At 64.1% G+C, this 26,479-nt stretch carries 29 protein-coding genes; 16 read left to right on the forward strand and 13 right to left on the reverse strand.

From position 1 onward, the window contains the following. Positions 1-140 precede the first annotated feature (140 nt). Positions 141-650, forward strand: a complete 510-nt coding sequence (locus CH302_RS02310) for an arsenate reductase/protein-tyrosine-phosphatase family protein (RefSeq protein WP_082323784.1) — start codon at positions 141-143, stop codon at positions 648-650. A gap of 90 nt (positions 651-740) precedes the next feature. After that, positions 741-1,121, forward strand: a complete 381-nt coding sequence (locus CH302_RS02315) for a hypothetical protein (RefSeq protein ID WP_037194016.1) — start codon at positions 741-743, stop codon at positions 1,119-1,121. Positions 1,122-1,138: 17 nt separating this feature from the next. Here the strand turns inward: CH302_RS02315 and CH302_RS02320 are convergent, their stop codons facing one another. The 3 genes from CH302_RS02320 to CH302_RS02330 are packed head-to-tail and all read right to left on the reverse strand — an operon-like array spanning position 1,139 to position 3,778. Further along, complete coding sequence (locus CH302_RS02320; RefSeq protein ID WP_052047953.1) at positions 1,139-2,926, reverse strand: ABC transporter ATP-binding protein; 1,788 nt, start codon at positions 2,924-2,926, stop codon at positions 1,139-1,141. A gap of 39 nt (positions 2,927-2,965) precedes the next feature. After that, positions 2,966-3,421: an ATP-binding protein gene (locus CH302_RS02325; RefSeq protein WP_052047952.1), complete on the reverse strand. Its 456-nt coding sequence runs from the start codon at positions 3,419-3,421 to the stop codon at positions 2,966-2,968. A 21-nt stretch (positions 3,422-3,442) separates the two neighbouring features. Beyond that, positions 3,443-3,778, reverse strand: a complete 336-nt coding sequence (locus CH302_RS02330; protein WP_371828454.1) for an STAS domain-containing protein — start codon at positions 3,776-3,778, stop codon at positions 3,443-3,445. A 125-nt stretch (positions 3,779-3,903) separates the two neighbouring features. Between CH302_RS02330 and CH302_RS02335 the strand changes: the two genes are divergently transcribed. Next, positions 3,904-4,308 (forward strand): fluoride efflux transporter FluC, encoded by a 405-nt coding sequence (locus CH302_RS02335; RefSeq protein ID WP_037194014.1) that lies wholly within the window; start codon positions 3,904-3,906, stop codon positions 4,306-4,308. Beyond that, positions 4,305-4,670 carry a CrcB family protein gene (locus tag CH302_RS02340; protein WP_037194013.1) on the forward strand — a complete coding sequence of 122 codons (366 nt, stop codon included), beginning with the start codon at positions 4,305-4,307 and terminating at the stop codon, positions 4,668-4,670. The genes CH302_RS02335 and CH302_RS02340 overlap by 4 nt, the downstream gene beginning before the upstream one ends. A gap of 10 nt (positions 4,671-4,680) precedes the next feature. Here the strand turns inward: CH302_RS02340 and CH302_RS02345 are convergent, their stop codons facing one another. From CH302_RS02345 to CH302_RS02380, 8 genes are all read right to left on the reverse strand, one after another. Beyond that, complete coding sequence (locus CH302_RS02345) at positions 4,681-5,256, reverse strand: YdcF family protein (RefSeq protein WP_037194011.1); 576 nt, start codon at positions 5,254-5,256, stop codon at positions 4,681-4,683. Positions 5,257-5,306: 50 nt separating this feature from the next. Next, complete coding sequence (locus CH302_RS02350; protein ID WP_037194008.1) at positions 5,307-5,513, reverse strand: hypothetical protein; 207 nt, start codon at positions 5,511-5,513, stop codon at positions 5,307-5,309. A 75-nt stretch (positions 5,514-5,588) separates the two neighbouring features. Next, complete coding sequence (locus tag CH302_RS02355) at positions 5,589-6,326, reverse strand: MerR family transcriptional regulator (protein WP_037194220.1); 738 nt, start codon at positions 6,324-6,326, stop codon at positions 5,589-5,591. 80 nt (positions 6,327-6,406) lie between these two features. Next, positions 6,407-6,643 carry a hypothetical protein gene (locus CH302_RS02360; protein ID WP_037194006.1) on the reverse strand — a complete coding sequence of 79 codons (237 nt, stop codon included), beginning with the start codon at positions 6,641-6,643 and terminating at the stop codon, positions 6,407-6,409. Between the two features lie 20 nt (positions 6,644-6,663). Then, positions 6,664-8,187, reverse strand: coding sequence for a flavin-containing monooxygenase (locus CH302_RS02365; RefSeq protein WP_037194004.1), 1,524 nt, complete (start codon positions 8,185-8,187; stop codon positions 6,664-6,666). Then, positions 8,184-9,104 (reverse strand): hypothetical protein, encoded by a 921-nt coding sequence (locus CH302_RS02370; RefSeq protein WP_037194003.1) that lies wholly within the window; start codon positions 9,102-9,104, stop codon positions 8,184-8,186. The genes CH302_RS02365 and CH302_RS02370 overlap by 4 nt, the downstream gene beginning before the upstream one ends. A gap of 1 nt (position 9,105) precedes the next feature. Beyond that, positions 9,106-9,984: an SDR family NAD(P)-dependent oxidoreductase gene (locus tag CH302_RS02375; RefSeq protein ID WP_037194001.1), complete on the reverse strand. Its 879-nt coding sequence runs from the start codon at positions 9,982-9,984 to the stop codon at positions 9,106-9,108. After that, a complete protein-coding gene (locus tag CH302_RS02380) occupies positions 9,981-10,988 on the reverse strand; it encodes an alpha/beta hydrolase (protein ID WP_329955319.1) in 1,008 nt (335 codons plus the stop codon). The genes CH302_RS02375 and CH302_RS02380 overlap by 4 nt, the downstream gene beginning before the upstream one ends. 115 nt (positions 10,989-11,103) lie before the next feature. On the opposite strand from CH302_RS02380, the gene CH302_RS02385 reads away from it, so the two are divergent. From CH302_RS02385 to CH302_RS02435, 11 genes are all read left to right on the forward strand, one after another. After that, positions 11,104-12,192 carry a ferredoxin--NADP reductase gene (locus CH302_RS02385; protein WP_052047973.1) on the forward strand — a complete coding sequence of 363 codons (1,089 nt, stop codon included), beginning with the start codon at positions 11,104-11,106 and terminating at the stop codon, positions 12,190-12,192. Then, positions 12,192-13,013: an MlaE family ABC transporter permease gene (locus CH302_RS02390; protein ID WP_094632810.1), complete on the forward strand. Its 822-nt coding sequence runs from the start codon at positions 12,192-12,194 to the stop codon at positions 13,011-13,013. The genes CH302_RS02385 and CH302_RS02390 overlap by 1 nt, the downstream gene beginning before the upstream one ends. A gap of 1 nt (position 13,014) precedes the next feature. After that, the gene (locus CH302_RS02395) at positions 13,015-13,881 is read left to right on the forward strand and encodes an MlaE family ABC transporter permease (protein WP_037193998.1); all 867 of its coding nucleotides are present in this window, start codon (positions 13,015-13,017) and stop codon (positions 13,879-13,881) included. A gap of 8 nt (positions 13,882-13,889) precedes the next feature. Continuing rightward, positions 13,890-15,167: an MCE family protein gene (locus CH302_RS02400; protein ID WP_052047951.1), complete on the forward strand. Its 1,278-nt coding sequence runs from the start codon at positions 13,890-13,892 to the stop codon at positions 15,165-15,167. Next, positions 15,164-16,189, forward strand: a complete 1,026-nt coding sequence (locus tag CH302_RS02405; RefSeq protein WP_037193996.1) for an MCE family protein — start codon at positions 15,164-15,166, stop codon at positions 16,187-16,189. Before CH302_RS02400 ends, CH302_RS02405 begins: the two co-directional genes overlap by 4 nt. Then, on the forward strand, positions 16,186-17,196 hold the full coding sequence (locus CH302_RS02410; RefSeq protein WP_082323783.1) for an MCE family protein: 1,011 nt from the start codon (positions 16,186-16,188) through the stop codon (positions 17,194-17,196). Before CH302_RS02405 ends, CH302_RS02410 begins: the two co-directional genes overlap by 4 nt. Beyond that, a complete protein-coding gene (locus CH302_RS02415) occupies positions 17,193-18,293 on the forward strand; it encodes an MCE family protein (protein WP_037193992.1) in 1,101 nt (366 codons plus the stop codon). The genes CH302_RS02410 and CH302_RS02415 overlap by 4 nt, the downstream gene beginning before the upstream one ends. Positions 18,294-18,304: 11 nt before the next feature. Next, positions 18,305-19,438: an MCE family protein gene (locus tag CH302_RS02420; protein ID WP_141216588.1), complete on the forward strand. Its 1,134-nt coding sequence runs from the start codon at positions 18,305-18,307 to the stop codon at positions 19,436-19,438. Beyond that, a complete protein-coding gene (locus CH302_RS02425) occupies positions 19,435-20,589 on the forward strand; it encodes an MlaD family protein (RefSeq protein WP_037193990.1) in 1,155 nt (384 codons plus the stop codon). The genes CH302_RS02420 and CH302_RS02425 overlap by 4 nt, the downstream gene beginning before the upstream one ends. A 37-nt stretch (positions 20,590-20,626) precedes the next feature. After that, a complete protein-coding gene (locus CH302_RS02430; RefSeq protein ID WP_037193988.1) occupies positions 20,627-21,205 on the forward strand; it encodes a hypothetical protein in 579 nt (192 codons plus the stop codon). 61 nt (positions 21,206-21,266) lie between these two features. Then, positions 21,267-22,616 carry an ABC1 kinase family protein gene (locus CH302_RS02435; RefSeq protein ID WP_037194210.1) on the forward strand — a complete coding sequence of 450 codons (1,350 nt, stop codon included), beginning with the start codon at positions 21,267-21,269 and terminating at the stop codon, positions 22,614-22,616. A gap of 6 nt (positions 22,617-22,622) precedes the next feature. Here the strand turns inward: CH302_RS02435 and CH302_RS02440 are convergent, their stop codons facing one another. Then, the gene (locus CH302_RS02440) at positions 22,623-23,390 is read right to left on the reverse strand and encodes an SDR family NAD(P)-dependent oxidoreductase (RefSeq protein ID WP_094649879.1); all 768 of its coding nucleotides are present in this window, start codon (positions 23,388-23,390) and stop codon (positions 22,623-22,625) included. 151 nt (positions 23,391-23,541) lie between these two features. Beyond that, entirely contained in the window at positions 23,542-24,693 is a 1,152-nt protein-coding gene (locus CH302_RS02445; protein ID WP_037193984.1) for a PucR family transcriptional regulator, read from the reverse strand. A gap of 160 nt (positions 24,694-24,853) precedes the next feature. On the opposite strand from CH302_RS02445, the gene CH302_RS02450 reads away from it, so the two are divergent. Further along, complete coding sequence (locus CH302_RS02450) at positions 24,854-26,461, forward strand: AMP-binding protein (RefSeq protein ID WP_037193982.1); 1,608 nt, start codon at positions 24,854-24,856, stop codon at positions 26,459-26,461. Positions 26,462-26,479: the final 18 nt, after the last annotated feature.

The following is a 26,479-nucleotide window of genomic DNA, read 5'->3' on the forward strand; positions in this document are numbered from 1 at the left end:
CCGCCTTCGGTCGACTTCCCCGTGAACACACGCCGAGACTCGATGTCACGAACGAGTCTCGATCCCCCTACCAATGGCTCACTGTAGCGCGTCCCGCGGTGCACAGTGCGGGACCCGACCACAGCACTAAGGTTGCGGGCATGCGCGTTCTGTTCGTCTGCACCGGGAACATCTGTCGATCGCCCACAGCCGAGCGACTTGCGGCCGCATTCGCGCGCGAGGGTGGCTTCGAGCTGACCGCGAGCAGCGCCGGAACGCAGGGCTTGACCGGACACGCCATGGACCCGACGGCCGCGACGGTGCTGACGCAGCTCGGTGGCGATCCGGACGGTTTTGTTGCCCGACGCCTCACGCCTGCGATCGCTGCCGACGCCGACCTGGTTCTGACGATGACGGCGGCCCATCGCGATGCCGTCCTGGCACTTGCACCGCGGCAGATGCGTCGCACCTTCACGCTGCTCGAGGCGTCCGGTCTCGCGGCCGCGTCGGGTGCGCAGTCCATCGCGACCCTGGCCGACGCACGGGCGGTGCACCGGGTCGACACCCTCGACATCGGCGATCCGTATCGGCGCGATCACTCGGTGTACGAGCAGGCCGGGGAGTTGATCGCGCAGACACTGCCCCATGTTCTGCGGTTGTCGACGCAGTGAACGTCCACCTCTCACCGTGTCGCTCCCTGAGGTAACGTTCTCGCATCATTGCCGACCATCCGGGTCCGGCCACGGCGTTAGGGTCTGTGCATGCGCGACAAGGTCATCGCGTCGGCAGCAGTGGCGAGCGCCGGAGTGGCAGTCGCAGTCGGCTTGACCATCGGCGCTCTCGGCGGCGCGTTCGACGACACGAGCCAGACCGTTCGTCCTCCCGTTCTGAAGTCGGACAGCCTGAGTTCGGTCGAGGCGACGCCGAGCTCGACGATCGTCATCGTCCCGCCGTCGCCCACCTGGCAGGTCGCAGTACCCACCACCGCTCGCCCCACGACGACCACTCCGGATCGCCCCGAGACCACGACGCGAAGCCCGCGCCGAACCCCGTCCTCGGACCGGACGACCACCACCACCGCCGAGAACGATTCGGACGACGAGAGCACCACCACCGAGTCCGAATCCGACTCCGGGCGTTAGACACCGGCCGGGTGTTCTCAGCCGGGCTTCGTCAATGTCGTGTTGTCGCCGATTCGCAACGCGGCCACCAGCTCTCGGTAGAGCGAGTCGGTGTTCATGAGTTCGGAGTGCGTGCCCCTGGCGCGGACCACTCCGTCCTCCATCACGAGGATCGTGTCGGCGTCGAGCACGGTGGACAACCTGTGCGCGATGGTCACGACGGCGGAGTCGGTCGCGATCGATCGGATCACCTCGTGGATTGCCGCCTCGGTTCGGCCGTCGACCTGAGCCGTGGCCTCGTCGAGCAGAAGGATCTCCGGACGACGAACGATCGCCCTGGCCAACGCAATTCGTTGACGCTGCCCACCGGAGACGGTCGATCCGATCAGGTCGGTGTCCAACCCTTCGTCCAGGGCGCGGATCGCCGAGTCCAGATGTACCGACTCGAGCGCCGACCAGATGTCGTCTTCGCTGGCATCGGGATGGCTGAACAGTAGGTTCTCGCGGATCGATCCGGGGAGCACCGGCGTCTCCTGCTCCACGTACGACAACCGGGCTCGCACCTCGTCGATGGTCAGCTCGTCGTATGGAGTGCCGCCGAGCCGGATCTCGCCGGCCTCGGGCGTCAGGAAACGCAGGATCAACGAGAAGACGCTGGTTTTGCCTGCTCCCGACGGGCCGACGATCGCGGTGTGCCCACGCGCGGGCACCTCGAGGTCCATACCCCGCACGGCCGGCTCCCTGCCCGGCGCGTATCGGGCTGTGACGCTGCGGAATTCGAGAGCCGGAGCGGGCGCTTCGGTCTTCACCGAACGCGTGGGACCCGTCTCGCCTTTTTCGGTGACCAGGTCGTCGATCTGGCGAATACGGGCAGCCGCCGCCATTCCGGCCTGCAGTGCGGTGATGTTCGTGGCCAGCGTGGACACCGGCCCCATCACCTGGAATGCGTACAGCAGAAACGCGATCAGGCTGGACACGGCCAATGCCCCGGTACTGACGCGGTAGCCGCCGAGACCGAGGATGCCGATGATCGCCAACTGCACTCCGCCCCCGGCGAACGTCCATGCCAGCGCGGAGATCTTGACCGCCCTGACGCTGTGCTGGGCGGAGATTCGCGCCTCGGCGATGACTCGCTCCGATTCGCGGGCCTCGGCTCTGCTGGACTTGACGGTACGAATCGCCCGCAGCGTGCCGTCGAGAATTCCGCCGAGGCGGCCCACCGCTTCCTGGGATTGCCGCTGTGCGACGGCGATAGGAGGCATCAGTCGCGCGAACAACACCGCGATCGCGATGATGGCCGAGGCGATCGCGCCGAGCAGCACCAGATCGAGCACGGCCATGAGAATCAGTGCACCGACGAGGCCGACGACACTGTTGACTATGGCCACCAACGCATTCGACGTGGCCTCGCGCAGCAGCACGGTGTCGGAGGTGACCCGGGTGACGAGTTCTCCGGTGGGCCGAGTGCCGAGACTTCCCACCGTGGCACCGAAATACTTGCGCACTATCGATTTGCGGGCGTCCAGGACCACACGTTCGGCCAGCACCCCCAGCACGATCCACTGCAGATACAGAACCAGCGAACCCACCACGAGCAGACTCACCAGAATCAGCACCGGCTGTATCAGTGACGCGTCGGTGCCGAGGCCGTCGAGCACTCCTTTGGCCACCATCGGGGTAGCCAGTGCGGCTCCGGTTCCGATCAGGCCAAGTGTCAGCCCCAGCGACAGTGTCCGACGGTGCGGCCGGACGAACTGCCACAGCACGCGCAGATTCGGGACAGTTATCTTCTTCTTCTCCGCTGTAGCGATCTGCACGTCGACCATGGCACCAGTGTGCCGGACAGGGAGGTCAGGGCGGTCGTTCTAGGTCGCGTCCCAGATCATGTGCACGGTCGTACCGTTCTGGTCCGAGGTCACTGCGGCGCTGTCGGCAAGCGCCCGCATCAGAGGCACACCCCGCCCGCGGTTGGGGTCGGAGTTGTGCGACGCCCAATCCCCGCGATCGGTCACCTTCACCTCTATTCGACCCTCCACGGCACGCGAGACCCGGATGTCGAGTGTCCCGCGATCGGTGTGGTCTCGGTACGCGTGCTCGACGCTGTTCGCTATTGCCTCGTACGTGGCCAACACCACGTCGTACGCACGATCGGGGTCGACGCCCACTTTGCCCAACCAGTCACCGAGCTCACGACGAAGCTCCGACGCTCGATCGGCGTCGGCAGGTTCGCCGGTGAACAGCAGTTCTTCCATTCGCGCACCTGCCGTCGAGATCGAACTGTCGGTACGTGAGTCGTCACCTCCGAAGAGAGTCGCCATCATGAATCCCGTCTACCCAAAAGTTCAGGATCTACCCTTACGAAGTGCAACGAATGCTTCGTCGACCGTTGCATAGATTCCGAACACCTCGTCCAGACCGACGAGAGTGAGGGGACGACCGGTGGCCGGACCATCCGCGACCACCGCAAACCCGGCGTCGCCGCCGAGTTGCTGATGTGTCGACGCCAACAGAGACATGCCGGCGGAGGCGAGAAATCCCACATCACTGAGGTCGATCACCACAGCCGAAGGCGATTTCTCGAGCACGAGAGCAACCGACTCGGACAGATCGGGAGCAGTCACCAGATCCAGTTCACCGGACACCGCCAGAACCACGTCCTGATCACGCCATTCCACAATCACATCGAAGTGCTGGGGCCCGAGGCCCGTGTCGTCCGCAGTCACATGCCGACTTTACCCCGGCCCACCCCGGCCGACTTTCTTCCACTCGGCCGAGTTGCTCGACTCCCACTAGGCTCGCTCCGGTGATCGAGGGACTGCAGCAAGCGGACCGTCGTCGTTCGGTCGGCGAATACGTCGCGGTCACGGTCGGCGGCGCTGTCGGTGCGGCGTTGCGGTACGAGGTCTGGACGTGGCGGGCAACGCCGAGGTGGCTGTTGATGAGCACCTTCGGCGTCAACGTGTTCGGTTGTCTTGTCGTCGGCGCTGCCCTGGGCTACCTGTGGGGACGGCACGCCCCGGTTGCCCGAGCCGGACTCTTCGGGCTGGCGTGCGGTTTCACCACGTTCGGCCTGTACGCGTTCCAGGCCGTGACGCATCGCGGTGCCTGGAATTCGGTGATGTATCTGGTGGGAACGCCGGTGATCGCGTTGATCGCCATGGCACTCGGCGCGGCGATCACCACGCCGAGATCGAGCAGCGCTCGATGACGACCATGCTCCTGGTGGCCGCCGGAGGCGGGCTCGCCGCGCTCGGGCAGTTCGTGTTCTCGCACGCGATCAGGTCTCGGCGACGGTTGTCCGCGCTCAACCTGGTGGCGTGCGCGGCGTTGGGGTTGGTGTTCGCCCTCGATCCACCGGACCGGCTTCGTTCGCTGGTGGGCATCGGATTTCTGGCGTCGGTGGCTCCGATGGCCACGGTGGTGCTGGCTACGCTTCGGCTCACTCGCGACCAGCAGTACCGCAGCGCCGCAGCGTTCTTTGCTGCGAACGTGGTGGGCGGTATCGCCGCGGTGATGTTCGGATTCCTGGCGTGGAAGTCCGGTATCACGCTCTATCACAAGATCTTCTGACTCGGCTCCGTCAGTCGCTCGCCGAGTCCTCGCACGGCCCCTGCACTCCGGCCTTGACGAATCCCGCGAGCTGATAGAGGTAGGTGAACTCCCATTCGACGAGGGAGAAGTCGTAGGTGCGCGGCGTCGGACGCATGGTGACGGTTCCGTCGAAGCACTGATCGAAGATGTAGCGGGCGCGCGGTAGGTGATATCGCCACGTGACGACGATGACGTGGTTCCACCCGCGTTCGCGGGCGAGTTCCTCGGTGAAGATCGCCTCTCCGCGCGTGGTCGACGGCACCGGCGGAATGCACAGCACCTCGAACTTCTCCGAGGATGTGGCGCACGCCTTCTTCATGGTCGAGTCACCGGACCCGTAGGGATCGGAGAGCACCACCGTCTTCGCCAGACCCTGCTCGGCGAGCGAGATTCCGTAGGCCTCGCGGCCGTCGTGTTCGCCGCCCAGTACGACGATGGCGTCGGCCGTGGTCAGCGGATCGACGCGGGCCTTGGTGAACGCGACATAGCCGCCGACACCGATCGCGGACACCAGGACAACGGGGATCGCGAAGGCCAGAAACAGCAGTAAGCGTCCGCGGAACACCTCACCAGGTTAGGGAAGGTGTACCGCGGGCGCGCGGTCAGAGACTCGAATCACTCACTCGGCTGCGGCACGTTGACGTTGCAGTCCGTGACCTCCGGGTTGACTCCGAAGTAATTGAGCGGTCCTGCGACGACGGTGAGGGCGATGGTGCCCGCTCCGGCGCAGTTCTCGGGTGCGCTCTCGAAGTCTCCGCGCTGGTACGACGCGAATGCGCCGATGATCAGCCAGACGAGAACGATCAACGTTACGAACCTCATGGTGCCCCCTCGATCGTCAGCCGCCGTTCGGCTGTCGGGAGCCAGGTATGTCCGATTGTTGCAGTCTTCAAACCATCATTGGTCGTTCTGCCTGGACAGAGTCTGCGACAGATAGTCACTGAGCGCCTGTTCCTGGACGCGATCGAGGGCGCGGGCCAGCTCCGCCTGCGCAGATTTCATCGCCAGGCTGCGCATCTTCTCGAACATCTCGGTGGTCTCGGCCACCTCCCCCGACTTGGGGAGCCAACCCGGGCCGTGTTGCGCGATCAAGTGGTCGGTCACGCTCCCCACCATCGACTCGGCGATGGCGTTCATCTTCGACGCGGTCCTCTCGTGTTGATCGAGCAGTTGCTCCAGCGTGAAGCCGTACTGACTCAGATCGACGAAGACTTCGAGGAGAGTGGGGTCGAGAATCTCGCACTGGTCGCCGTCGATCCTGATCAGTTTCGCCTCGATCAGTCGGGCAACGATGGCGTCGTTGTCCTCGCCGAGAAATTGGGCGATCAGTTCGAGGGGAATGACCGTGGTCTCTTCCGACGACCATTTACGGGTCACGATCTCCTGGAGGCCCAGGATCTCACCGAGGTCCTTGCCCTGCTCCCAGCCCGAGAGGAAATCGGCGATGTGCACCGAGGTGAAACCTCGCTGCAGCAGCGAATCGATCACCTTCAGCCGCGTCAGGTGATCGTCGCCGTAGATGCCGACTCGGCCGCGGAGTGTGGGCGGGGGAAGCAGTCCACGCTCCTGGTACGCCCGCACGTTACGAGTGGTCGTCTTGGCCTCTCGAGCCAAGTCGTCGATTCGATACTCCACCGATCTCCCTACCTCCGCCGCGCGTCGACCCACAGGATATACGTCGACGACGCGGCGGAAGGTGGACCCGAACCCGAACGTCATCGCGACGGAAGCATGCTCTCGTGCAACGCGTTCACCTGATGCGCCACGGTTTCGACCAGATCGAGTGCTCCCAGTTTGGCGTCGAGCATGGTCAGAACCTCCTGCACTCTCGCCAACGTCACCGCCACCTCGTCGAGAGTTCCGTCGACACGGCCGAGCACGTCGTCGACATTGCCGAGCGCCTTGTCGGCACGGCCGATCAGATCGGCCGGATTCTTGGGTAGAAATCCCATGGTCGCTTCTTTCTCGAGTATCAGGAGTGGGCGACGGCCCGTAGCGGTTCCCGCGGCCGTTCGACGCGGCGCGGGACCATCGTGAAATCGCCCTGCTCGACGCCTCTGAGCTGGTTGACGTACTGGGTGGCGAAACCGGGGAACATGGTTGCGTTGAAGCCGTCCTCGGTGAGATACCAACTGCTGCAACCCGAATTCCAGGTCGTCTTGGCCAGCTTGCGCTGCATCTCCTCGTTGTACGCATCCTGAACGTCCTGGCGCACGTCGGCGCTGTGCAGATTGCCGTCGAGAACCAGGGAGATCGCCTCGACGAGGTAGTCGATCTGGGCCTCCATGTACACCAGGGCAGAGCTGTGCCCCGGTCCGGAGTTCGGGCCGAAGGTGAAGTACATGTTCGGATAGCCCGACACAGCGATGCTCTTGTACGCCTTGGCCCCTGCGCTCCACTCGTCGGCCAGCACCCGACCGTCGCGCCCGGTGATCGGGATCGGCGTCCCGGTGTTGGACACGTCGAATCCGGTGGCGAACACGATGGCGTCGAACTGATGCTCGATGCCTTCCACGGTGCGAATGCCCTTGGGCGAGAGCGTTGCGATCGGCCATGTGACCAGCGTGCAGTTCGGCTTCTGCAATGCCGGGTAGTAATCGCTGGTCATCAACAGTCGCTTGCAGCCGGCCCTGAACCGCGGAGTCAGCTGACGCCGCAGCCATGGATCGCGAACCTGACGCCGCAGATGGGCGCGACCGACCAGTTCGACGATGCGGGTCAGCGGGGTCTTCCAGACGACACCGAGGGCGACGGACTCGTGGCCCCAGAACCACAGCGAACGCGCGATGGTCTGAGCCTGCGGGTACCGAGCGTATCGACGCTTGGTGCCGCCCTGTGTCTTTCGGTTCACTCTCGGCAGCGTCCAACCGGGCGTGCGCTGGAACACCTTCACCGTGTCGGCGATCTTCACCAGTTCCGGAACGATCTGCACCGCGCTCGCCCCGGTTCCGACCACGGCGATCTTCTTACCCTCGAAGTCGTAGTCGTGATCCCACCGAGCACTGTGGATCTTGTGCCCCTCGTAGGTGTCGATGCCCCGGATGTTCGGCAGGCTGGCATTGGCGAGCGGCCCCGACGCCATCACCACCGTGCGCGCTCGAACATCGGGGTGCCCGTCGATGCTCAGGTGCCAATGCCCGGCCGCCTCGTTCCAGATGATGTCGACCACATTGTGCCCGAATCGAATACGCGACTCGATGTCGAACTCGTCCACCATGGTGTGGATGTAGTCGAGAATCTCACCGCTACCGGAGTAGGTGTGCGACCAGTTCGGATTCGGCGCGAAACTGTACGAGTACAACCTGGACGGGATGTCGCAGGCTGCGCCCGGATAGGTGTTGTCGCGCCAGGTCCCCCCGACCGCACTACCGCGTTCGAGGATGGCGAAGTTGTCGATACCTTTGTTGCGCAGTCGGATAGCGGAACCTATTCCGGCGAAGCCCGCACCGACGATCACCGCGTCGAGGACACCTTCGCGCGCATCGAGCTCGCTCATGCGACGGGCTCGTAGGTCAGTTCCTTGGCCCAGGTCGGCTCGGAATTGAGAGTCTTGCTCGGGTACCGGCGAGTGAGCTTCACCAGGCCGTCCGCCAGGAGGTGATACGGGTGCTTGCGATTGATGACGATGCTGCCGTGCCACTGCACTATTCGGTACATCGGCACACGCAGTGCCTCGGGGCTACGCTGCCCGACACTGCGGAATCGCTTCATCGCGGTGTACAGGCGCTCCTCGTCGACGCCCATCTCGACGATGTTGTCGCGCATCTTGTTCAGCAGCGGGATGTACCGCAGCGTGCCGACGATGAGGGCCGGGTTCATCCATGCACCGACGGTGTCGACCAGAATCTTGCGCATCCGCGAATGCCCGAGAAGCTCGATCACGGCGAAATCGACTGCCAAATGCCGTGATTCGTCGGAGTTGATCTTCTTGAAGACTGCCTGACACACCGGATCGTCGATCTCGTCCATGATGAACTTGACCAATGCACCGTCCAGCGCGACCTCGAGCATGGGAATCACGGTTCCCAGCACGGCCAGAGACAGCCCGTCCGAGTGCTTGTCGAGCCAGTCGATGACGAGCTTGACGTTGATGTTGGGCTCGGGCATCTCGTCACCGTCGAGCATGCCCCAGCGTCGCATGAGAGCGAGCTCGGCATTGGCGTGCTTCTGCTCTTCGGCGTGGAAATAGCGGTAGATCTCTGCCAGCGTCTCGTTCGGGGCCTTGAGCGCCATGGCCGCGAAGCCCCGAGCGCCGACGTTCTCGATCCACATCAGATCGGACATGAAGGGCTTGAGCTTGGCGTGCAGTTCCGGACTGATGGTCTCCGCACCCGGACCGTCCCAGTCGATATCGGCCAGCGCCCATTGACGGTCCTTGATCTTGGTCAACATGTCTTCGAAATCCATTGCCATGTCAGGCTCCTGTGGTTGTCGAGGTGAGGGATTCGTTCTTCGCCGGCTCCTGCTCGGCGGGCATCACACGATTGAGCAACCCGAGAAAACGCACGTACACCGCGGGCAGCAGTCTCTTGAATCGCCAGACGGCCTTGGCGTCGAACTGGGGAACGACGTAGAGCCGACCCTTGTCGAAGGCATCGAGTGTTCGGGCAGCGATCTTGTCCGGTGAGCGTCCGGTCCAGCGCATCGCGAACTCGGCCAGCCGTGACGAACTCGCGGTGATCCGGCCGTCGACGGCAACGTTGGTCTTGACGAACGTGGGGCACAGAACCGATATCCGCACACCGGTACCCGACAATTCCGCTGCCATCGTCTCCGACAGCGACATCACCGCGGATTTGCCCACGTTGTAGGGACCCATCAGCGGCGCGGCGGCAAAGCCTGCGGCGGAGGCGACGTTGATGATTCCGCCCTCACCGGCTGCCCGCAGCGCAGGCGTGAACACCTCGCAGCCGTGGATCACGCCCCACAGGTTGATCCCCAGAGCCCAGTTCCAGTCTTCGAAACCGATGTCTCCGACGGGCTTTCCGCCGATTCCGACGCCTGCGTTGTTGATGAGCACCGTGGTGGGTCCGTCGAATTCGACGCCGGCACGAAGCGCCAGTTCCTCGACGTTCTCGCGTACCGACACATCGCACTCGACGGCGTATCCGGTGGCACCGAGGGCGTTCACCATCGCTACCGTCTCCTGTGCGCGCGGCAACGAGATATCGGCGCACATGACGGCTCCTCCGCGTCGAGCCAGCTCGAGGGCGAAGGCCCGGCCGATGCCGCTGCCTGCGCCGGTCACTACCGCTCTCGACCCGTACGAGGGTTTTCCGGTCTTGCTTCTCATCGACCTACCTGTTCCTTCGAATCATGTTGCACTACTTGGTTGTCGAGTGTGTGGGCGATGAACTCGGCTGCATGCTCGAGCGCGTGAGCGGCCTCGGGGATCAGCCGCGGGAGAGCTTGGAACACGTGCATCTGGTCGGGCCAGATCTCGAGTTCGCTTCGTCCGCCTGCCGCCTCGATCATCGTGTGCAGGTGCCGCGCATCGCCTCGCAGCATCTCGGTTCCGCCCACCTGGATGAGCGCGGGTGGCAGATCGCGCATGCGGGCGAGATCGAGCCGTAACCGCGGGAAGCTCGAGTCGTGACCGTCCGTGTAGAGCGCCACGAGTCCTCGCGCTGCCTTCGCCGAGATCATCGGATCCTTGCGCGTGCGCTCCATCCGCGCCGAGAGCTCGAAGTCGAGATCCACCAGCGGCGAGAACAACACCATCGCGCCGGGCTGCGGCGTTCCGGTCCGGTCGTTCTCGATGAGCAGGTCGGCGGCGAGGTGACCGCCGGCGGAGTCCCCGGCGATGACGATGTTCGCCGCGTCGTACCCCTGGCCGAGTAGCCAGCGGTAGGCGGCTTCGAGGTCGTCGGCGGCGGCGGGAAACGGGTGTTCCGGGGCCAACCGGTAGTCGACCGTGAACACGGGCAGGCCGGTCGAGCTGGACAATCGCGCGGTCAGGCCACGATGGGTCCGTGCCGAACAGATGACGTATGCACTGCCGTGGATGTAGAGAATCACCCGGGGTCCCGGGGCCAGTCCGGGCGCGCGTACCCATTCCCCGCGCACCGGGCCGTCGGCGACGAGGTCCACTCTCGTTCCCTTCGGAACGGGACCGAAGAGGTTCATCGAGGTGGCGACGAGGCGTCGGGAGAACTCTATGCCGCCTCGGGACGTCGGAAGCAGGTTGGTGATCGGACGCAGAGTCAGCCGAGTCATCAAGGCAGCCAGCCGAGTTCGTCGGGAACCCGCCGCGAAGGCACCGCGAGGCAGGTAGTCGTAGTTTGTGGTGGAAGTCACCTCGTCACCTTCACTGGCTATTCGCCATTTGTCAATGGCCTATTAATTAGTGGTCCAGTGTGCAAGAGTGACGACCGACACAACGAAGCCAGCCGGAAGGAGGGAGTACGTGACGATGTTCGGGAACGCAGCACCGGCAGACCTCGATGCGTCTGCCGTCGGTCACGAGGACAGAATCTTCGAGTTGGAGATCGCCGAGGTGACCCACGAAACCGAGGATGCGATCTCCCTCGGCTTTGCGGTTCCCGCGCACCGGGAACCGCACTTTCGGTACGAGCCCGGGCAATTTCTCACCCTCGAGATTCCGTGCACCGACGGCGGCTCGGTTGCCCGCTGCTATTCCTTCTCCAGCTCCCCGGTACGCGACCCGTACCCCACCGTGACCGTGAAGCGAATCCAGGACGGGGTAGCGTCACACTGGTTGCACGACAATGCTGTTCGCGGGATGCGGCTCAAGGCATTGAAGCCGTCGGGCATGTTCGGACCCGAGAACTGGGACGTCGACTTCGTCCTTCTGGCCGCAGGCAGCGGAATCACCCCGATGATGTCGATCATCAAGACCGCCCTGTTGCGGCACGACAACCGGATCACCCTCGTCTATGCCAATCAGAACCGCGACTCGGTGATCTTCGGGGAGCAACTGACCGAACTGCAGTCTCGCTTTCCCGAACGACTCGAGGTGCACCACTGGTACGCCTCGGAATCGGGGTTGCCCACCGCTGCAGGACTGGCCTCGACGGGCGCGACCGTTCCGGCCGACTGCGAGGCCTTCCTGTGCGGTCCCCCGCAGTACATGAACGTCGCCGAGGAGTGGCTCGCCCGCACCGGCACGGTCGCACGTAGAACACATCGAGAGGTCTTTTCCTCCTTCGACTCCAACCCGTTTCGGGACGACAGGACCGCAACTGCTCAGGAATCGGATGCGAACTCCGTCACCGCTCGGGTCGAGATCGACGGGACCGAGACCGAGTTCGCCTGGAGTGCAGGCACCAAACTTCTCGACCGCCTCCTCGAACTCGGTCTCGACGCGCCGTACGTCTGCCGTGAAGGAACCTGCGGCGGCTGCGCCTACACGCTCACCGAAGGCACCGTGACGATGCTCGCGAACGAGACGCTCGACGAGCACGAGATGGAACACGGGGTGCGATTGGCATGTCAGTCCGTGCCCGAGTCCCAGACGGTCCGCGCGGTGTTCGACCGCTGATGCCCAACGCGATGGGCCGGATGGCCTCGAATTACCTTCGGCAGCACCCCGTTGTCGCGATCTCCACTTTCGGCCGCCAGATGGGGATGGGTGTCAGGGCCGGGAGATCACTGACCTCGGACATCGTCCACCGGACGTTTCCCTTCTCCGAATTCATCCGCCAATGTGCGTTCATGGCAAGCACATCGGTCATCCCGACCTTGCTGGTCGCGATCCCCTTCGGAGTCATCGTGTCGGTTCAGGTCGGTGCCATCGCAGGCCAGGTCGGTGCCACCTCGTTCGCCGGTGCCGCGAACGGTCTCGGCATCATCCGTCAGGGCGCGCCGTTGGTGACCGCGCTGCTGATGGCCGGGGCGGTCGGGTCGGCGGTGTGCGCGGACCTGGGTTCTCGCACGATCAGAGACGAGATCGACGCGATGGAAGTCATGGCCATCTCGCCGCTGCAACGACTCGTCGTGCCACGATTGGCCGCCGCGATGCTGGTCAGTGTGTTGCTCTGCGGCAGCGTCTGCTTCGTCGGATTCATCACCGGCTACATGTTCAACGTGTTCGTTCAGTCCGGTACACCGGGTAGCTATCTGGGTACTTTCGCGGCCTTCGCCACCATCGGTGATCTGGTGCTGGCTCTGATCAAGTCCGTCGTCTTCGGCGCGATCGTGGCAATAGTGGCCTGCGACAAGGGGTTGACCACTCGCGGTGGACCCGGTGGTGTGGCCAACTCGGTCAACGCGGCCGTGGTCAGTTCGGTGATCCTGCTCTTCGCTGTCAACGTCCTGTTCACCCAGCTCTACACCATCGTGTTCCCGGCTCGGTTGATCTGACATGGCAACTCGCTACACACCGCCGCTGCTACGCCCCCTCGTCGGCGCGGCGAACGCCGCGGTCGCCGCACCGACGCGCGCCCTGGCCACGTTGGGCCACCAGGCGACCTTCCTGAGCCGATCCGTGGGATCGATGCCCTACACGGTGCGGCGGTACCGGCCCGAGCTGTGGCGTCTGCTCTCGGACGTGAGCTGGGGAAACGGTGCCATCGTCGTCGGTGGCGGCACCATCGGAGTGATCGTTCTCCTCGGAGCCTTCGCCGGAGCCACCGTCGGCATCGAGGGCTACACCGCGCTGAATCTTCTGGGCATGGGCCCGTTGACCGGGGCAGTGTCCGCGTTCGGCACCACCCGAGAACTTGCTCCTCTGATCGCTGCCATCGGGTTCGCCGCCCAGGCCGGTTGTCGCTTCACCGCGCAACTGGGTTCGATGCGAATCGGTGAGGAGATCGACGCGCTCGAGTCACTCGCGATCGACCCCTTGGCGTATCTGGTCAGCACCCGAATGATGGCCGCCGTCATCGCAATTCTGCCGCTGTACGTTCTCGGACTGAGCGCGAGCTACCTCACGGCTCAAATCGTGGTCGGGGTGCAGAGCGGCCAATCCGCGGGCACGTACCTGCACTACTTCCATTCGTTCCTGTCCGTCCAGGACGTCCTGTACTCGGTGACCAAAGCTGTTGTCTTCGTTCTTCTCACGACGATAATCCAGTGCTACTACGGGTATTACGCGTCCGGCGGCCCCGAAGGAGTCGGGGTGGCGGCAGGCAAGGCGATTCGCACCAGCATCATCGTCGTCATCTTCGTCAATACGTTGATGACCCTTGCGATGTGGGGATCCGATCCCGGCATCAGGATCTCGGGATAGGGGCCCGGATGTTCGATGTGGGAGGGCGCGCACCGTCGATGTCCGCGCTCGTGATCCGGGGCCTGTGCGTGTTCCTGCTGTTCAGCACCATCGCAGGGCTTCTGCTGGCGCGCTACACGGGTGTCTGGCGCAACACCGTCGACGTCGTCGCGTCGATGTCCACACTCGGAGACGGTCTGCCGCAGAATGCGGACGTCAAGTTCCGCGGAGTTCTGGTCGGCGCGGTTGCCGGGGTGGACAGCGATCCCACCGGCAACAGCACCGTGGAAATTCGGTTGAATCCCGCACGCGCCGAGACGATCCCGGACACCGTCACCGCACGGGTCGTGCCCAGCAACATCTTCGCCGTTTCCTCGATCGAACTGGTGGACACCGGCGGCGGACGGAGCATCGAGGCGGGCGCAACCATTCCTGGCGACGCCTCACAGGAAACGCTGGAACTGCAGACCGCGATGACGAGTCTGCGCAACGTGCTGACCGCAGTCGACCCCGAGAAGTCGAGTTCGGTGCTGTCCACGCTCGCCGACGCTCTGGACGGCCGCGGTGAATCGATCGGCTCCACCATCTCGACAGCCAGTGAGTACCTGACCACACTCCGAGCCGAAATGCCGGATCTCACTTCCGATATCGACCTGCTCGACACCTCGATCGGCAGCCTGAGCAGAACGGCACCGCTGTTGTTGGACACCTTGGAAAGTTCGCTGATTCCCGCGGCGACCATTGCGGAGAAGCGCGATCAGCTGACGCAATTCCTGACCAGCGCGGCCGGTTCCACGTCGAGTCTCGACGCGGCGCTGGCACCCAACCTGTCCGGGGCGATTTCGTTGGTTCGAGACCTGGACCCGGTCATGGGGGCTCTGGCCGTCAATGGAGACGACCTTCCTGCCGGTGTGCGGGAGTTCGGCCGAACGTTGGAAGGCTTCAACCGCGCCTTCACCGGCCCCAACGGGCGACTGATCTGGTCGATCGACATCACCGCCACCCCATTCACTCCGTACACCCGGGAAGACTGCCCCCGCTACGGCGACATGGCCGGAGCCAGCTGCTCCACTGCACCGCCGTCGCGAGCCTCGGTCGGCGACGCGCTGGGCGGCACGAGTGTTCCGGCGGAGGGGATCTCGTACTCGCCGGGCAACATCGGATCCGTCGGCAGCGACGAGGAGAAGGCCGCAATCGGCGATGTGCTCGGTAGGCCGGCCGATCCCACCTCGATCATTCTCCTCGGGCCGCTGCTGCGCGGGCAGACCATCGCGATCGACAACGCCGATCGGGTCGGTGCACCATGACGTCGATTCGCAGGCCCCTCATCGGATTCGGCATCTTCATGGTCTTGGCCATCGCGGTGACCACGCTGATCTGGACCACCCTCGGCCGTTCGGTGGCAGGTGAAACCGAGACGTACGCTGCGCTTTTCGAGGATGCATCAGGCCTACAGAGCGGCGACGACGTCCGGATCGCCGGCGTGCGCGTGGGCAAAGTGGAGGATGTGTCGCTCGACGGAAACACCGCACGAGCGCAATTCGTCCTCGAGCGCGGCCAGACCGTGTACGAGAACACTACGATCTCGATCAAGTACCAGAATCTGATCGGTCAGCGCTACCTCGCCCTCGACACCATCGGGCAATCCACCGGTACGGTCGAGCCGGGTGCAACCATCGGGATCGAGCGCACCGAGCCGTCGTTCGACGTCTCCGCTCTCCTCAACGGCTTCCAACCACTGTTCAGCGTGCTCGACCCCCAGCAGGTCAATTCGTTGTCCGAGTCCATCGTTGCCACCCTGCAGGGAGACGGCGTCTCGATCAGCACTCTGGTGGTGCAAAGCGCCTCGCTGGCAGCAGAATTCGCGGAGAAGGACGAAATACTCGGTCTGATCGTAGCCAACCTGGGCGAGGTACTGGCCGAGGTGGCCGATCGCGGTGACGATACGACGGCTCTCATCGAATCCACGCAGAGATTGATGACCGATCTCAATGCGCAAGCAGAACCTCTGGCCACCGCGGTGCGCACGATCGGAGATTCCGCCGGTCCCGTCGCCGAGATGGTGGACGACGTACGGCCGACGCTCTCGGGCACCATCGATCGACTCGGTGCGACCACCGATCTGGTGAACCGCGACGGCGCGCAACTGAGCACGTCCATCGGGATGCTGCCCTCGGTGCTCTCGTCGTTCTCGCGCATCACCGAGAACGGAAGCTTCATCAACATGTACGTCTGCAATCTGGACGTCAGTTTCGCCGGACTTCTTTTCCCACCAGGTGTTTTCAGTCGAGTCGGCGGCACCGCACAGTCGGAGGTCTGCCTCGAATGACGTCGCTATCGGCCCGCGTTCGGGCCTCGACCCGGGCGATGCCCCGTGACTTCTGGCGCGGTATCGCCGGATGCGTGGCAATCGTCCTGATCTTCGGTGCAGTGCTCGGCTATCAGCATGCAGGCATCGGCGATCGGACCGTCGACGTTCTCTTCGCTCAGTCCGCCGGGCTGCGGAGCGGTGACGACGTCCGCATCGCCGGAGTCTCCGCCGGGAAGGTCGATTCTCTCGCGCTGGCAGGCGATCACGTTCACGTCGTGCTCGATGTGGACGACTCCGTCGAGTTGGGTTCCGAGACGAAAGCCGAGATCAAATTGTCCACCATTCTGGGGTCGCGCTACGTCTCACTCACACCGGACGGCGACGCCCCGCTGGGTGATCGTCCGATCGAGCTGTCGCACAGCACAGTTCCCTTCGATCTGCAGAAGGCGATCCAGACCGGTACACCGGTGATCGAGCAGATCGATGCGAGAACGATGCGCGAGTCACTGACCACGGTCGCCGATCAACTCGAAGGCACTCCCGAACTGACCGGTCAGGCACTGGACAGCATCTCGGCCCTGTCGAGGGTGATCGCCGATCGAGAGGATCAGATAGCGGCGCTGCTCGACGATGCAGATCGGGTGACGGCGCGATTGTCGGACAACAGTGCCGCCCTGATGTCGATGCTGGGCCAAGGTGCGGCTCTCGCAAACACCATCGCCGCGCAGCGGGGCGCGGTGGCGAACTTGCTTGCCTCGACCGATGCGCTCACCGCCCAGCTCGACACCGTGTTCGCCGAGAACCGTGCTGCGATAGACCCGTTGATCGGGCAATTGACTGCGCTGAGTCAGGGTCTGGTCAACAACGACGACACGCTGCGGCGGGTGTACGAAAGTCTGCCGGTCACCGTGCGGCAGATGACGAACGCCTTCGGCAACGGTCCCTACGTCGACATCGCCACTCCGTGGTCGTTGCTGCCGGACAACTGGTTGTGCTCGGCCCACGTGGTTCAGGGTTGCCGATGAGAGCCGGGATTCGGGTCGCCGCGGCCGTATGCGCGTCGGCTGTGCTGCTGACGAGCACCGGCTGCGGCATGCCTCGACCGCTCTCCTCGGCGACCGGTTCGACCATCACCATCACCGCCGATCTGGAGAACGCGGCCGGACTGTACGAGGGAAACGAGGTTGCGGTGTTGGGCATGTCGGTCGGAACAGTGGACAGTATCGAGGCGCAGGGTTCGCACGTACGCATCAGTATGACGGTCGACGAATCGGTGCAGCTACCAGCCGATCTGGACGTGGCGACCATCTCGACGTCGGTGGTGACCGATCGGCATGTCGAGTTGACGCCACCGTATTCGGGAGACGGGCCGGTTCTCGAGGACGGGGCGCATGTGCCCCTCTCCCGAACGCACGTACCCGTCGAGATCGACAGGGTGCTCGACGCCGTCACCGAGCTGTCGGCCGCTCTCGCGGACAGCAGCGACGGCAATCGGCCGATCGCAGATCTACTGGCGGTGACGAACGAGGGATTGACGGGAAACGGGGCCAAGATCCGGTCCACTCTCGACGATCTGTCCGCAGCGTTGGCGGTCGGGGTGGACAACAAGGACTCCTTGACCCGCCTGATCACCTCGGTCAGCGAGCTGACCCGCGTTGCGGCAGAGAACGATACGCAGATTCGTGGTTTCTCGACGGACATGGCGCAGGTGATCGGTGAAGCAGGTGATCAGTCGGCCGCGCTCGGAGATACCGTCACACAGATCAATCGGCTGACGAGTCGACTGACGGGCCTGATCGACGCGAACCGAGACTCTTTCCCGGCGCTGTTCGCCAACTTGGAGACCACGGTCGCGGGGCTGACCGATCACAGTCGTGAACTGTCGGAGACGATCGACACGGCACCGACGCTGTTCCGCAATCTCGAGAACGCCACCGATCCGGTCTCCAGAGCTCTGCGCGTCCACTTCCTCACCGACAGAACGCTGTTCGATACCGAACTGGTCAACGAGTTCTGCCAGCGAATCCAGTCGAAGTCGGAGGGCTGCCGTACCGGCCGCGTGTACGACTTCGGACCGGACTTCGGCATCTCGGCCGCGCTGCTGGGGCTGAGTCAGCCGTGAAGTACTGGACGATGCGGATCGCAGCGATCTCGGCGACGGCGGTTCTCGCCGGCTGCAGTACCACCCTCGAGGACCTGCCTCTGCCGAGCCCAGGGGTCGGCGCCGACTCGTACCGCATCGACGCCGTTTTCACCGATGCACTCAACCTGCCTCAGCAGGCGAAGGTCAAACTCGGCGGGGTCGACATCGGTCAGGTCCAGGAGATCGACGCCGAGAACTACACGGCGCGGGTACAGATGGCCATTCGGTCGGGCGTGAACCTTCCGAGCGACGTACGGGCCGAACTGCGACAGGCGACTCCGCTGGGAGATGTCTTCGTCTCTCTCTCTTCGCCCGGCTCAGGACCCGATACCCCTCGGCTGCAACCCGATTCGACCATCGATATCACCTCCACCTCCGCGGGTGCCAGTGTCGAGGAACTGCTCGCCTCGGCATCGCTCGTCGTCAACGGCGGTGGGGTCAGCAGACTGCAGACCATCATCGCAGAACTGGACACGGCGATCGACGGTCGGAGCGCCGACGCGTCGAACATTCTCACCGAGCTCACCGCCACGGTGACGGACCTGAACGAGCGCACCGATCGCATCGATTCGATGCTGGACCGAACGCAGGAGCTCAGTTCGATTCTCGGTGCCAGAACCGATGCGATAGACGCGATCGCACAGCAGCTACCCGAACTCACCCAGACGCTGGCCGACAACAGCAAAGGCATCACCGACGTCATCGCCGCCGCCGGAGGTGCGGCAGGCAAGCTCGCAACCTTCACCGACGAAACAGGTCCGGCGCTGCGTGATCTGTTGGTCGGCACCGAGCAGACGCTCTCGTCGGTCGCTGCGATCGGCGACGACCTCGACGTGGCCATGAAGCAACTCGAGCAGCTCGCACCGAAACTGGCCTCGAACACCAAGGGTAATTCCGTCGCGATCTATGTTCGGCTCTCCTGGCTGAGCCTGGCTGCGCTGGACGATCCGGAGAGCCATTGGCCGGGGGCCCAGGACGGCGAGGACTTCGTCGGCAGCCTCACCGACACGTTGAACCGTGTGTACGGTCGGGTGACCGGACAGGGACTCACTCCCGCGCCGACCGTCGAACTGCCGACCCCCACCGGCACCCCGTCTCCCGACGACACGGGGGCCGGCCGATGACACTGCGCCACTGGGTGACTCGACATCCTGTACTCGTCTCGAACACAGCACTCGCGCTCGTCCTTCTCGTGGGGGCGGCATACCTGACCGTCGGAGCGCTGCGCATCGATCCGCTCTCGGACGACTACCGCGTCACCGTGCGGCTCCACGGATCCGGTGGGGTGCAGGCGAACGGAGATGTCTCCGTGCGCGGGCAACGAATCGGGCGAGTAGCTGCTGTCGACATCACCGTCGACGGTGTCGAAGCGCAACTGGACATCTCGGCCGGGCACCGCGTTCCGGCCGACGGCACCGTCGTGGTGGCAGCGCTGTCCGCTGCGGGCGAGCAGTACATCGACTTCCGCCCCGATTCCGACGATGCTCCGTACCTGGCCGACGGCGACGTGGTCGAACAGGATCGAACGGACACCCCGGTCCCCTTCGCCACGATGCTCGTGAGTGTCACCGATCTGGTGAGCCAGATCGACCCGGCGCAGCTGTCCTCGATCATCGACGAGCTCGATGCTGCGACGGCGGGTGGGCCCGCGGAACTGCAAGCGATCATCGACGGCGGCGGCGCACTGCTCACCGGTCTGGATTCCGTTCTTCCCGAAACGATCACCCTGATTCGCACCGGTCGGACGCTGCTGCAGACCGTCGGCGACATCGAACCCGATCTGACCCGACTCTCGATCGGCGGCACGGCGTTGGCAGAGCAGTTGTCTGCGTCGGACGCCGAGATACGCGCTCTGCTCGACGACACCCCTGCTCGACTCGATTCCGCCAAGGCGGTCATCGGGGAGAATCGCGATGCCGGCGGGGATCTTCTGAAGAACCTCGCCCGCATCGCCAGGGCCGCTCGCCTGCACACACCCGCGATCGCGGCCCTGTTCCCGGCGATGTCGGCCGGCGCAGGCGCGTTCGGACTCGCCGGCCACGACAACCAGCTCAATGTCGTCGCCGACCCGTATCCGAGACCCACCTGCGACTACCTCAACCCCACTGTCTCGCCGTCCATCGCCGCGATGACTCCGCCGCTGAAGTACATGTACTGCAACAGCATCGACCCGGGGCTGCAGGTTCGGGGCGCGCAGAACGTTCCTCGCCCACCAGGCGACGACACCGGCGGTCCCCCCGCCGGCGCTACCGGGCAGGAGCGGACTGGCGGCTGACCGACCCCTCGACCGTCTTCCCAACGAAGGAGTACACATGACCGACCTGAGAACCGACGACCCGATACCCGACGAAAAACTGGACGAGACCCCCGAGGAGCCCGCGGTGCAGGCTCGCGCACGTCGGCGGCCGTCGGCAGTGGTGTCTGCTCTGGCGCTGGCGTTGATCGCCGCGATCGCCTGTGCGGGTGTCTTCGCGTACCAGCTCGAACACCGACGCTCGCTCGACACCTCCCGCGCCGAGGCCGTCGATACCGCTCGGACCTTCGCGATCACCTTGTTCACCTACAGTGCAGATACGTTCGACACCTACGTCGACGACGTATTATCTGGTGCCACTGGGTCATTGGCTGATACGTTTACCGAGACCAGCAGCGATTTGCAGGCGACTCTGGTGGAGGCCGGTGCCACATCGACGGCGCAGGTCCTCGACATCGCTGCGAAGTCCACGGCCGTCGACCGGGTGGAAGTGTTGGTGATCATCGATCAGACGGCATCGAACGCCACGGTCACCGAACCGCGTCAGGCGGTGAATGCAGTGGTCATGACGCTCGAAAAGCAGGAAGACGGTAGGTGGTTGACCAGTGACGTCGCCAATCCCAGCTCCGCGCAGTAGTTCGGGCGACGCGTTCTCCCCGGGGCCGTACTCGGACGGCCCGCCTCCCGAAGCCCTCGACATCGAATACCCGGACCTCACGCATTTCGGACTCGAGGAGTTGGGCCGCGCCGCCTGGATCACCGTGGTCCTCGTTGCTGCCGCTGCGATAGCCGTCATCCGATGGCCGGTGTCCTGGCTCTCCAAACGCCGTCGCTTCACGGTTGCTCTCGCCGAAGGTCTGGTGAAGGGGTTCGAGGCGCTGGGGCCGACGTTCGTCAAACTGGGCCAGTTCATGGCCTCGTCGCCCGGCGTGTTTCCCCCGGTTCTGGCCGATGCATGTCTACGACTGCTCGACGGTGTCCCACCCGTCCCGGCGCACAAGGCTCGCCGCGCGGTCGAGCGCGACCTGGGCGGCAGCATTGCTGAGCTGTTTCGGTCGTTCGACGACGTGCCCCTCTCGGCTGCATCTGTGGCGCAGGTACACGCCTGCGTGCTACCCGACGGCCGCGAGGCGGTGGTGAAGGTGCAACGGCCGGAGATTCGACGTCGCATGCGGGTCGATCTCCGGGTCGCATACACCGGAGCCGCGTTGCTGGAGAGATTCTTCGAGTTCTTCCGTATAACGAATGCGACGGCCGTCGTCCGCGATCTCAACGACCTGACGGCCCAGGAACTCAACAGCGCAGCAGAAGCGCTGCGCCAGGAACGTTTTCGCGACAATCTGTACGTGTTCGGGGACAATTCCCACGTGATGGTTCCGGAGATCTTCTGGAGCCATTGCGGACCTCGGGTGATCTGTATGGAGCGAGTTCGCGGCACTCCGGTCGGCCGCATCATGTCGGACGATCCGGCCACGGTCGACTCGGAGCTACAGCTTCGTCGGGGCGTGAAGGTCTGGCTGGAAGCCGTTGTGCTGCACGGGCCGTTCCACGGAGATGTGCACGCGGGCAATCTGTGGGAGCTGGACGACGGACGGGTCGGGTTCCTCGACTTCGGGATCGTCGGCGAGCTGCCCGAAGAGTGGCGCGACGTGTTGCGCGAAATGTTCCGTGCATCTCTGTTCGACGGTAATTACACCGAGGCTGCGCGACGCATCCGCATGCTGGGCATCACCGAGGGAACGACGTTGGGCGACAAACTGATCGGCCTCCAGTTGCGAAAGCTGTTCGAGCCGGTTCTCGGCCGAGGTGCCGGCCGACTGGATCTGAGCAGGCTGGTGGGGTCGCTCGTCGAGACCGGTAGGCGCTGGGGCGTCGCGACGCCGGAAGAGTTGGTCTTGTTCGGCAAACAACTGGGCTACTTCGAAAGATACTCGGCCACACTGGCTCCCGACTGGATACTGGGCCGAGATCTCTTCCTCTTCCGAAACATACTGCCCAACGAGGTCGCGGCCGCCGCCCTCGCGCGAAACATCACGCTGCCCGACTGACCGCCCTCACCTGGGTGCCATTCGGATCGCACCGTCCATTCGAGTCGTTTCCCCGTTGATGTAGTCGTGCTCGACCAACATCTGCACCAGCTGTGCGAACTCTTCCGGTCGCCCCAGTCGTGAGGGGAACGGCACGCTTGCCTCCAACGCGGCTCGATAACCGGCGTCCATACTCGCGAGCATCGGTGTGTCGACGGTGCCGGGAGCGATGGTGTTGACACGAATACCGAACTGCGCCAGATCACGTGCCGCCACGACGGTCATTGCATGGATGCCGCCCTTGGATGCGGCGTACGCGATCTGACCTACCTGTCCCTCGAATGCAGCGACCGAGGCAGTGTTGACGATCAGTCCTCGCTGTCCGTCGTCGTTCACGGGGTCGAGTGACTGCATCCGATCCGCTGTCAGCCGCATGACGTTGAAGGTCCCGAGCAGATTGACCGTCATCACCGTGCGAAATATCTCGAGATCGTGGGGCCCGTTCTTCGACACGATGCGACCGGCCCACCCCACTCCCGCACAATTGACCACCACCCGTAGCGGAGGGGCAGAACCGGTCAGCGCGCTCAGCGCCGCCTGCACCTCCGCCTCACTGGTGACGTCTGCTGCGACCAAGGTGATGCCTTCGGGCACGCGGTCTCCGGCGCGTTCGATCGAGTAGGGCACATCGAGCCCCAGCACCTGTGCTCCGCCGTCGACGAGCCGGCGAGCAACCGCCGCACCGAGTCCCGACGCCGCCCCTATCACCACTGCTGTCGTTCCTGAAATATCCATCGAAGATCCTCTCCGACAATCGCTCCACCCGACGCCGACTACCCGAGTTACCACGCGCGACGGTGCGTCCAGTGCAACACGAGCCGATCTGAGGGGCCACAGTCGAAGCATGAGTAATGGCAGTGCCCAGTTGTGCACTTCGACAACAGACTCACATCATGTCGCGGGCGACGAGTGCAGCGTGCAGCGACGATGCCTCGCTGAACACCATCGGATTCAAGCCGGTCAATGCCTGCACTTTGCCCAACCGATAGGTGACCGAGTTTCGGTGCACGTGCATGCGACGGGCCGTGGCGAGTTGGTTGCAGTTCTCGTCCAGGAAGATTCGCAGAGTCTGCTCGAAAATCGGATCTGCATTCGCCAGTGGCTCCACGAGTTCTGCGACGGCAGGCAGATCGGGCCCCGATGCGGCACCCAGATATTCGACGGTCAGGTGCGCCAGATCGGCGACGAATTCGGGTCTGTCCAGTTTGTGTGCCGCGCCGGAAAGGCCTCGCGCCACGCGGTACGCGTCGGGCACGCCGTGGGCGGTGGTCGACGCTGCGATACCTGCCCAGCACCGCACTGCCGCGGCGTCGTGCGCGAGTTCGACCGCGTTCCTGAAATCGACTGTGGCAGCCTCGCGTCCCTGCGCCGACCAGTGGACCGCCACCCATCCGTTGAGGTCGAGTCGAATTCGCACATCGGGAATCGATTCGATTCCGGACTTGAGTGCAGCGACCGACGAGCCGGCACCCGGTGAACCTGCGAGCGTGAACACGGCGATCACGAAGCACGGGTGATCGATTTCGAAAGGCCCCGTCGCCTCACCGGTGGCGAGCAGAGCATCGACGGCCGCGCGGTCCCGCTCGCGTGCCTCGGAGCGAGGATCGGCCGACCGGTGCGCAGCTTCGGTGGCGATGAGGGTGACGACGTTGAAGATGTAGTCGGTGACCTTCGGCATCAGTTCGAGCAGGCCTTCGCGCTCGGACGGGTCGGATTCGGAGATGAACCGACGCCAGAGGTCGGCGGACACCACCTGGTAGGACCCGATCACCTCCTGCAGACTTGCCCCGTTGGCCAAGCGCGCCATAGCGAGTTCGGTCACCGGCCGAAGATCGTGCGCGGTCGGCATCTTTCCGCTCTCGATGAACGCCAACAGTGCTTTGACGTTCAACTCGATTCCGTCGAAGAATTCGTGTGCCACCAGCTCACTGGGCACACGACGATACGACGGTCCGCCCTGGCTTGCGTACCAACCGATGACTGCCGCAACGCGCTCGCTGACTGCGGACTCCGAACCTGGCACCGAATCGTCGTCCATCCGTTCACACTTCCACCCGTTGGCACTATGCACAACAGTGGATGTTCAGCATCGTCGGATCGTCACTGTGCGGACGGTTCGAGCTGCTGTGAGATCGGTGGCACACCGAATTCACCCGTCTCATCGATGCGACGGAAACACCGAGGGGGCTCACGTTTCGATGTCCACATACCCAGCCTTGGAGTCCACAGTGCTGCGAGCTCGCCAGATCGCAGTCATGCAGCGCAGTGGAATCATCGATCTGAAGCGTCCGCTGCGCGTTCGGCAGAAGTCCAGAGCAGTGCGCACTCTCGGACCGATCGCCAGTGGAATCACCACCGGAGCCAGGTGGCACGGAGACCGGGTCGCGATCATCGACGATGCCGGTCCGTTGACCTATCGGGAGGTCGACCGTGCCACCAACGCCATCGCCCACAACTGGCATGCGTGTGGCCTGAGCGAAGAATCGACCATTGCCGTGCTGTGCCGTGATCACCGCGGTCTGGTGCTCGCGATGATTGCGGCAGCCAAACTCGGAGCCAGGCTGGTGCTGATGAATACCGGATTCAGCGCTCGGCAGTTTGCGGATGTTGCAGTGCGAGAACGTGTTTCTGCCGTGGTGAACGACGAGGAATTCGATGATCTCGCGGGCGAACTGGCACCGCACATCACCAGACTCGGAAGCGCCCTCGACGGTCTCGACCAGGGCGGGGTGGACACTGCACTACCGTTGCCCACACGCCAAGGGCAGTTCGTCCTGCTGACCGGCGGTACGACGGGAACCCCCAAGGGCGCACCGCGTGAGGTGGACTCGCCTTTCGCTTCGGCGCAGTTTCTCGACAGAGTGCCACTGGAGACCGGTCAGACTGTTCTCCTGTGCGCTCCCCTTTTCCATGGAACTGCTTTGTCTCAGTTCATCATTGCCATCAATTTGGGATGCACCGTAGTACTTCACGGGCGTTTCGATGCCGCGAAGGCTCTGCGCCAGATCGAATCTCACCGATGTGAGGCCGTCGTCCTGGTGCCGACGATGCTGCACCGCATTCTCCGCTCCCCCGACATCGACACTCACGACACCTCGAGCGTGCGCGTCATCTTCACTTCAGGAGCAGCTCTCGCTCCGAGTCTGGGCAACCGCGCCATCGAGAAGTTCGGCCCCGTCATCTACAACTACTACGGTTGTACCGAGACCGGAACGGCCACTGTCGCCACTCCGGCAGATTGGCTGGCGGGTCCTGGAACCGTGGGGCGTCCACCCCTCGGCATCGTCGTGAAGTTGATCGACGCCGACGGTGACGTGGTGTCCGAACCTGACCGCAGGGGCACCATCCACGTCGGAAACTCCATCTCGTTCCAGGGCTACTCGTCCGGTGGGAACAAGGCCTTCGCACACGGCCTGATGTCCACCGGCGATGTAGGGCATTGGAATTCGAGCGGGCTGTTGTTCGTCGACGGCAGGGACGACGACATGATCGTCTCCGGCGGCGAGAACGTGTTTCCCGGCGAAATCGAAGCAACGTTGTACGCGCATCCCGACATCGAAGAAGCGGCCGTGACAGGCGTACCCGACGACGAGTTCGGTCAGCGCTTGTCTGCGGTCATCGTGCGATCGAATCCGACTCTGACTGCGGAGGCCGTCCGAACGTACATCCGAACCGAACTCGCCCGCTTCAAGGCTCCGCGCGACGTGGTGTTCGTCGACCACCTCCCTCGCACCACCACGGGCAAGATCGACCGCCGTGTCATGTCCGACCTCACTGCGTTCGCCGAGTTACCCCGACTGCAATGAAGGTGAACGGCGCAACAC

The organism is Rhodococcus sp. 15-2388-1-1a (assembly GCF_002259145.1).
Taxonomy (GTDB): Bacteria; Actinomycetota; Actinomycetes; order Mycobacteriales; family Mycobacteriaceae; genus Rhodococcoides.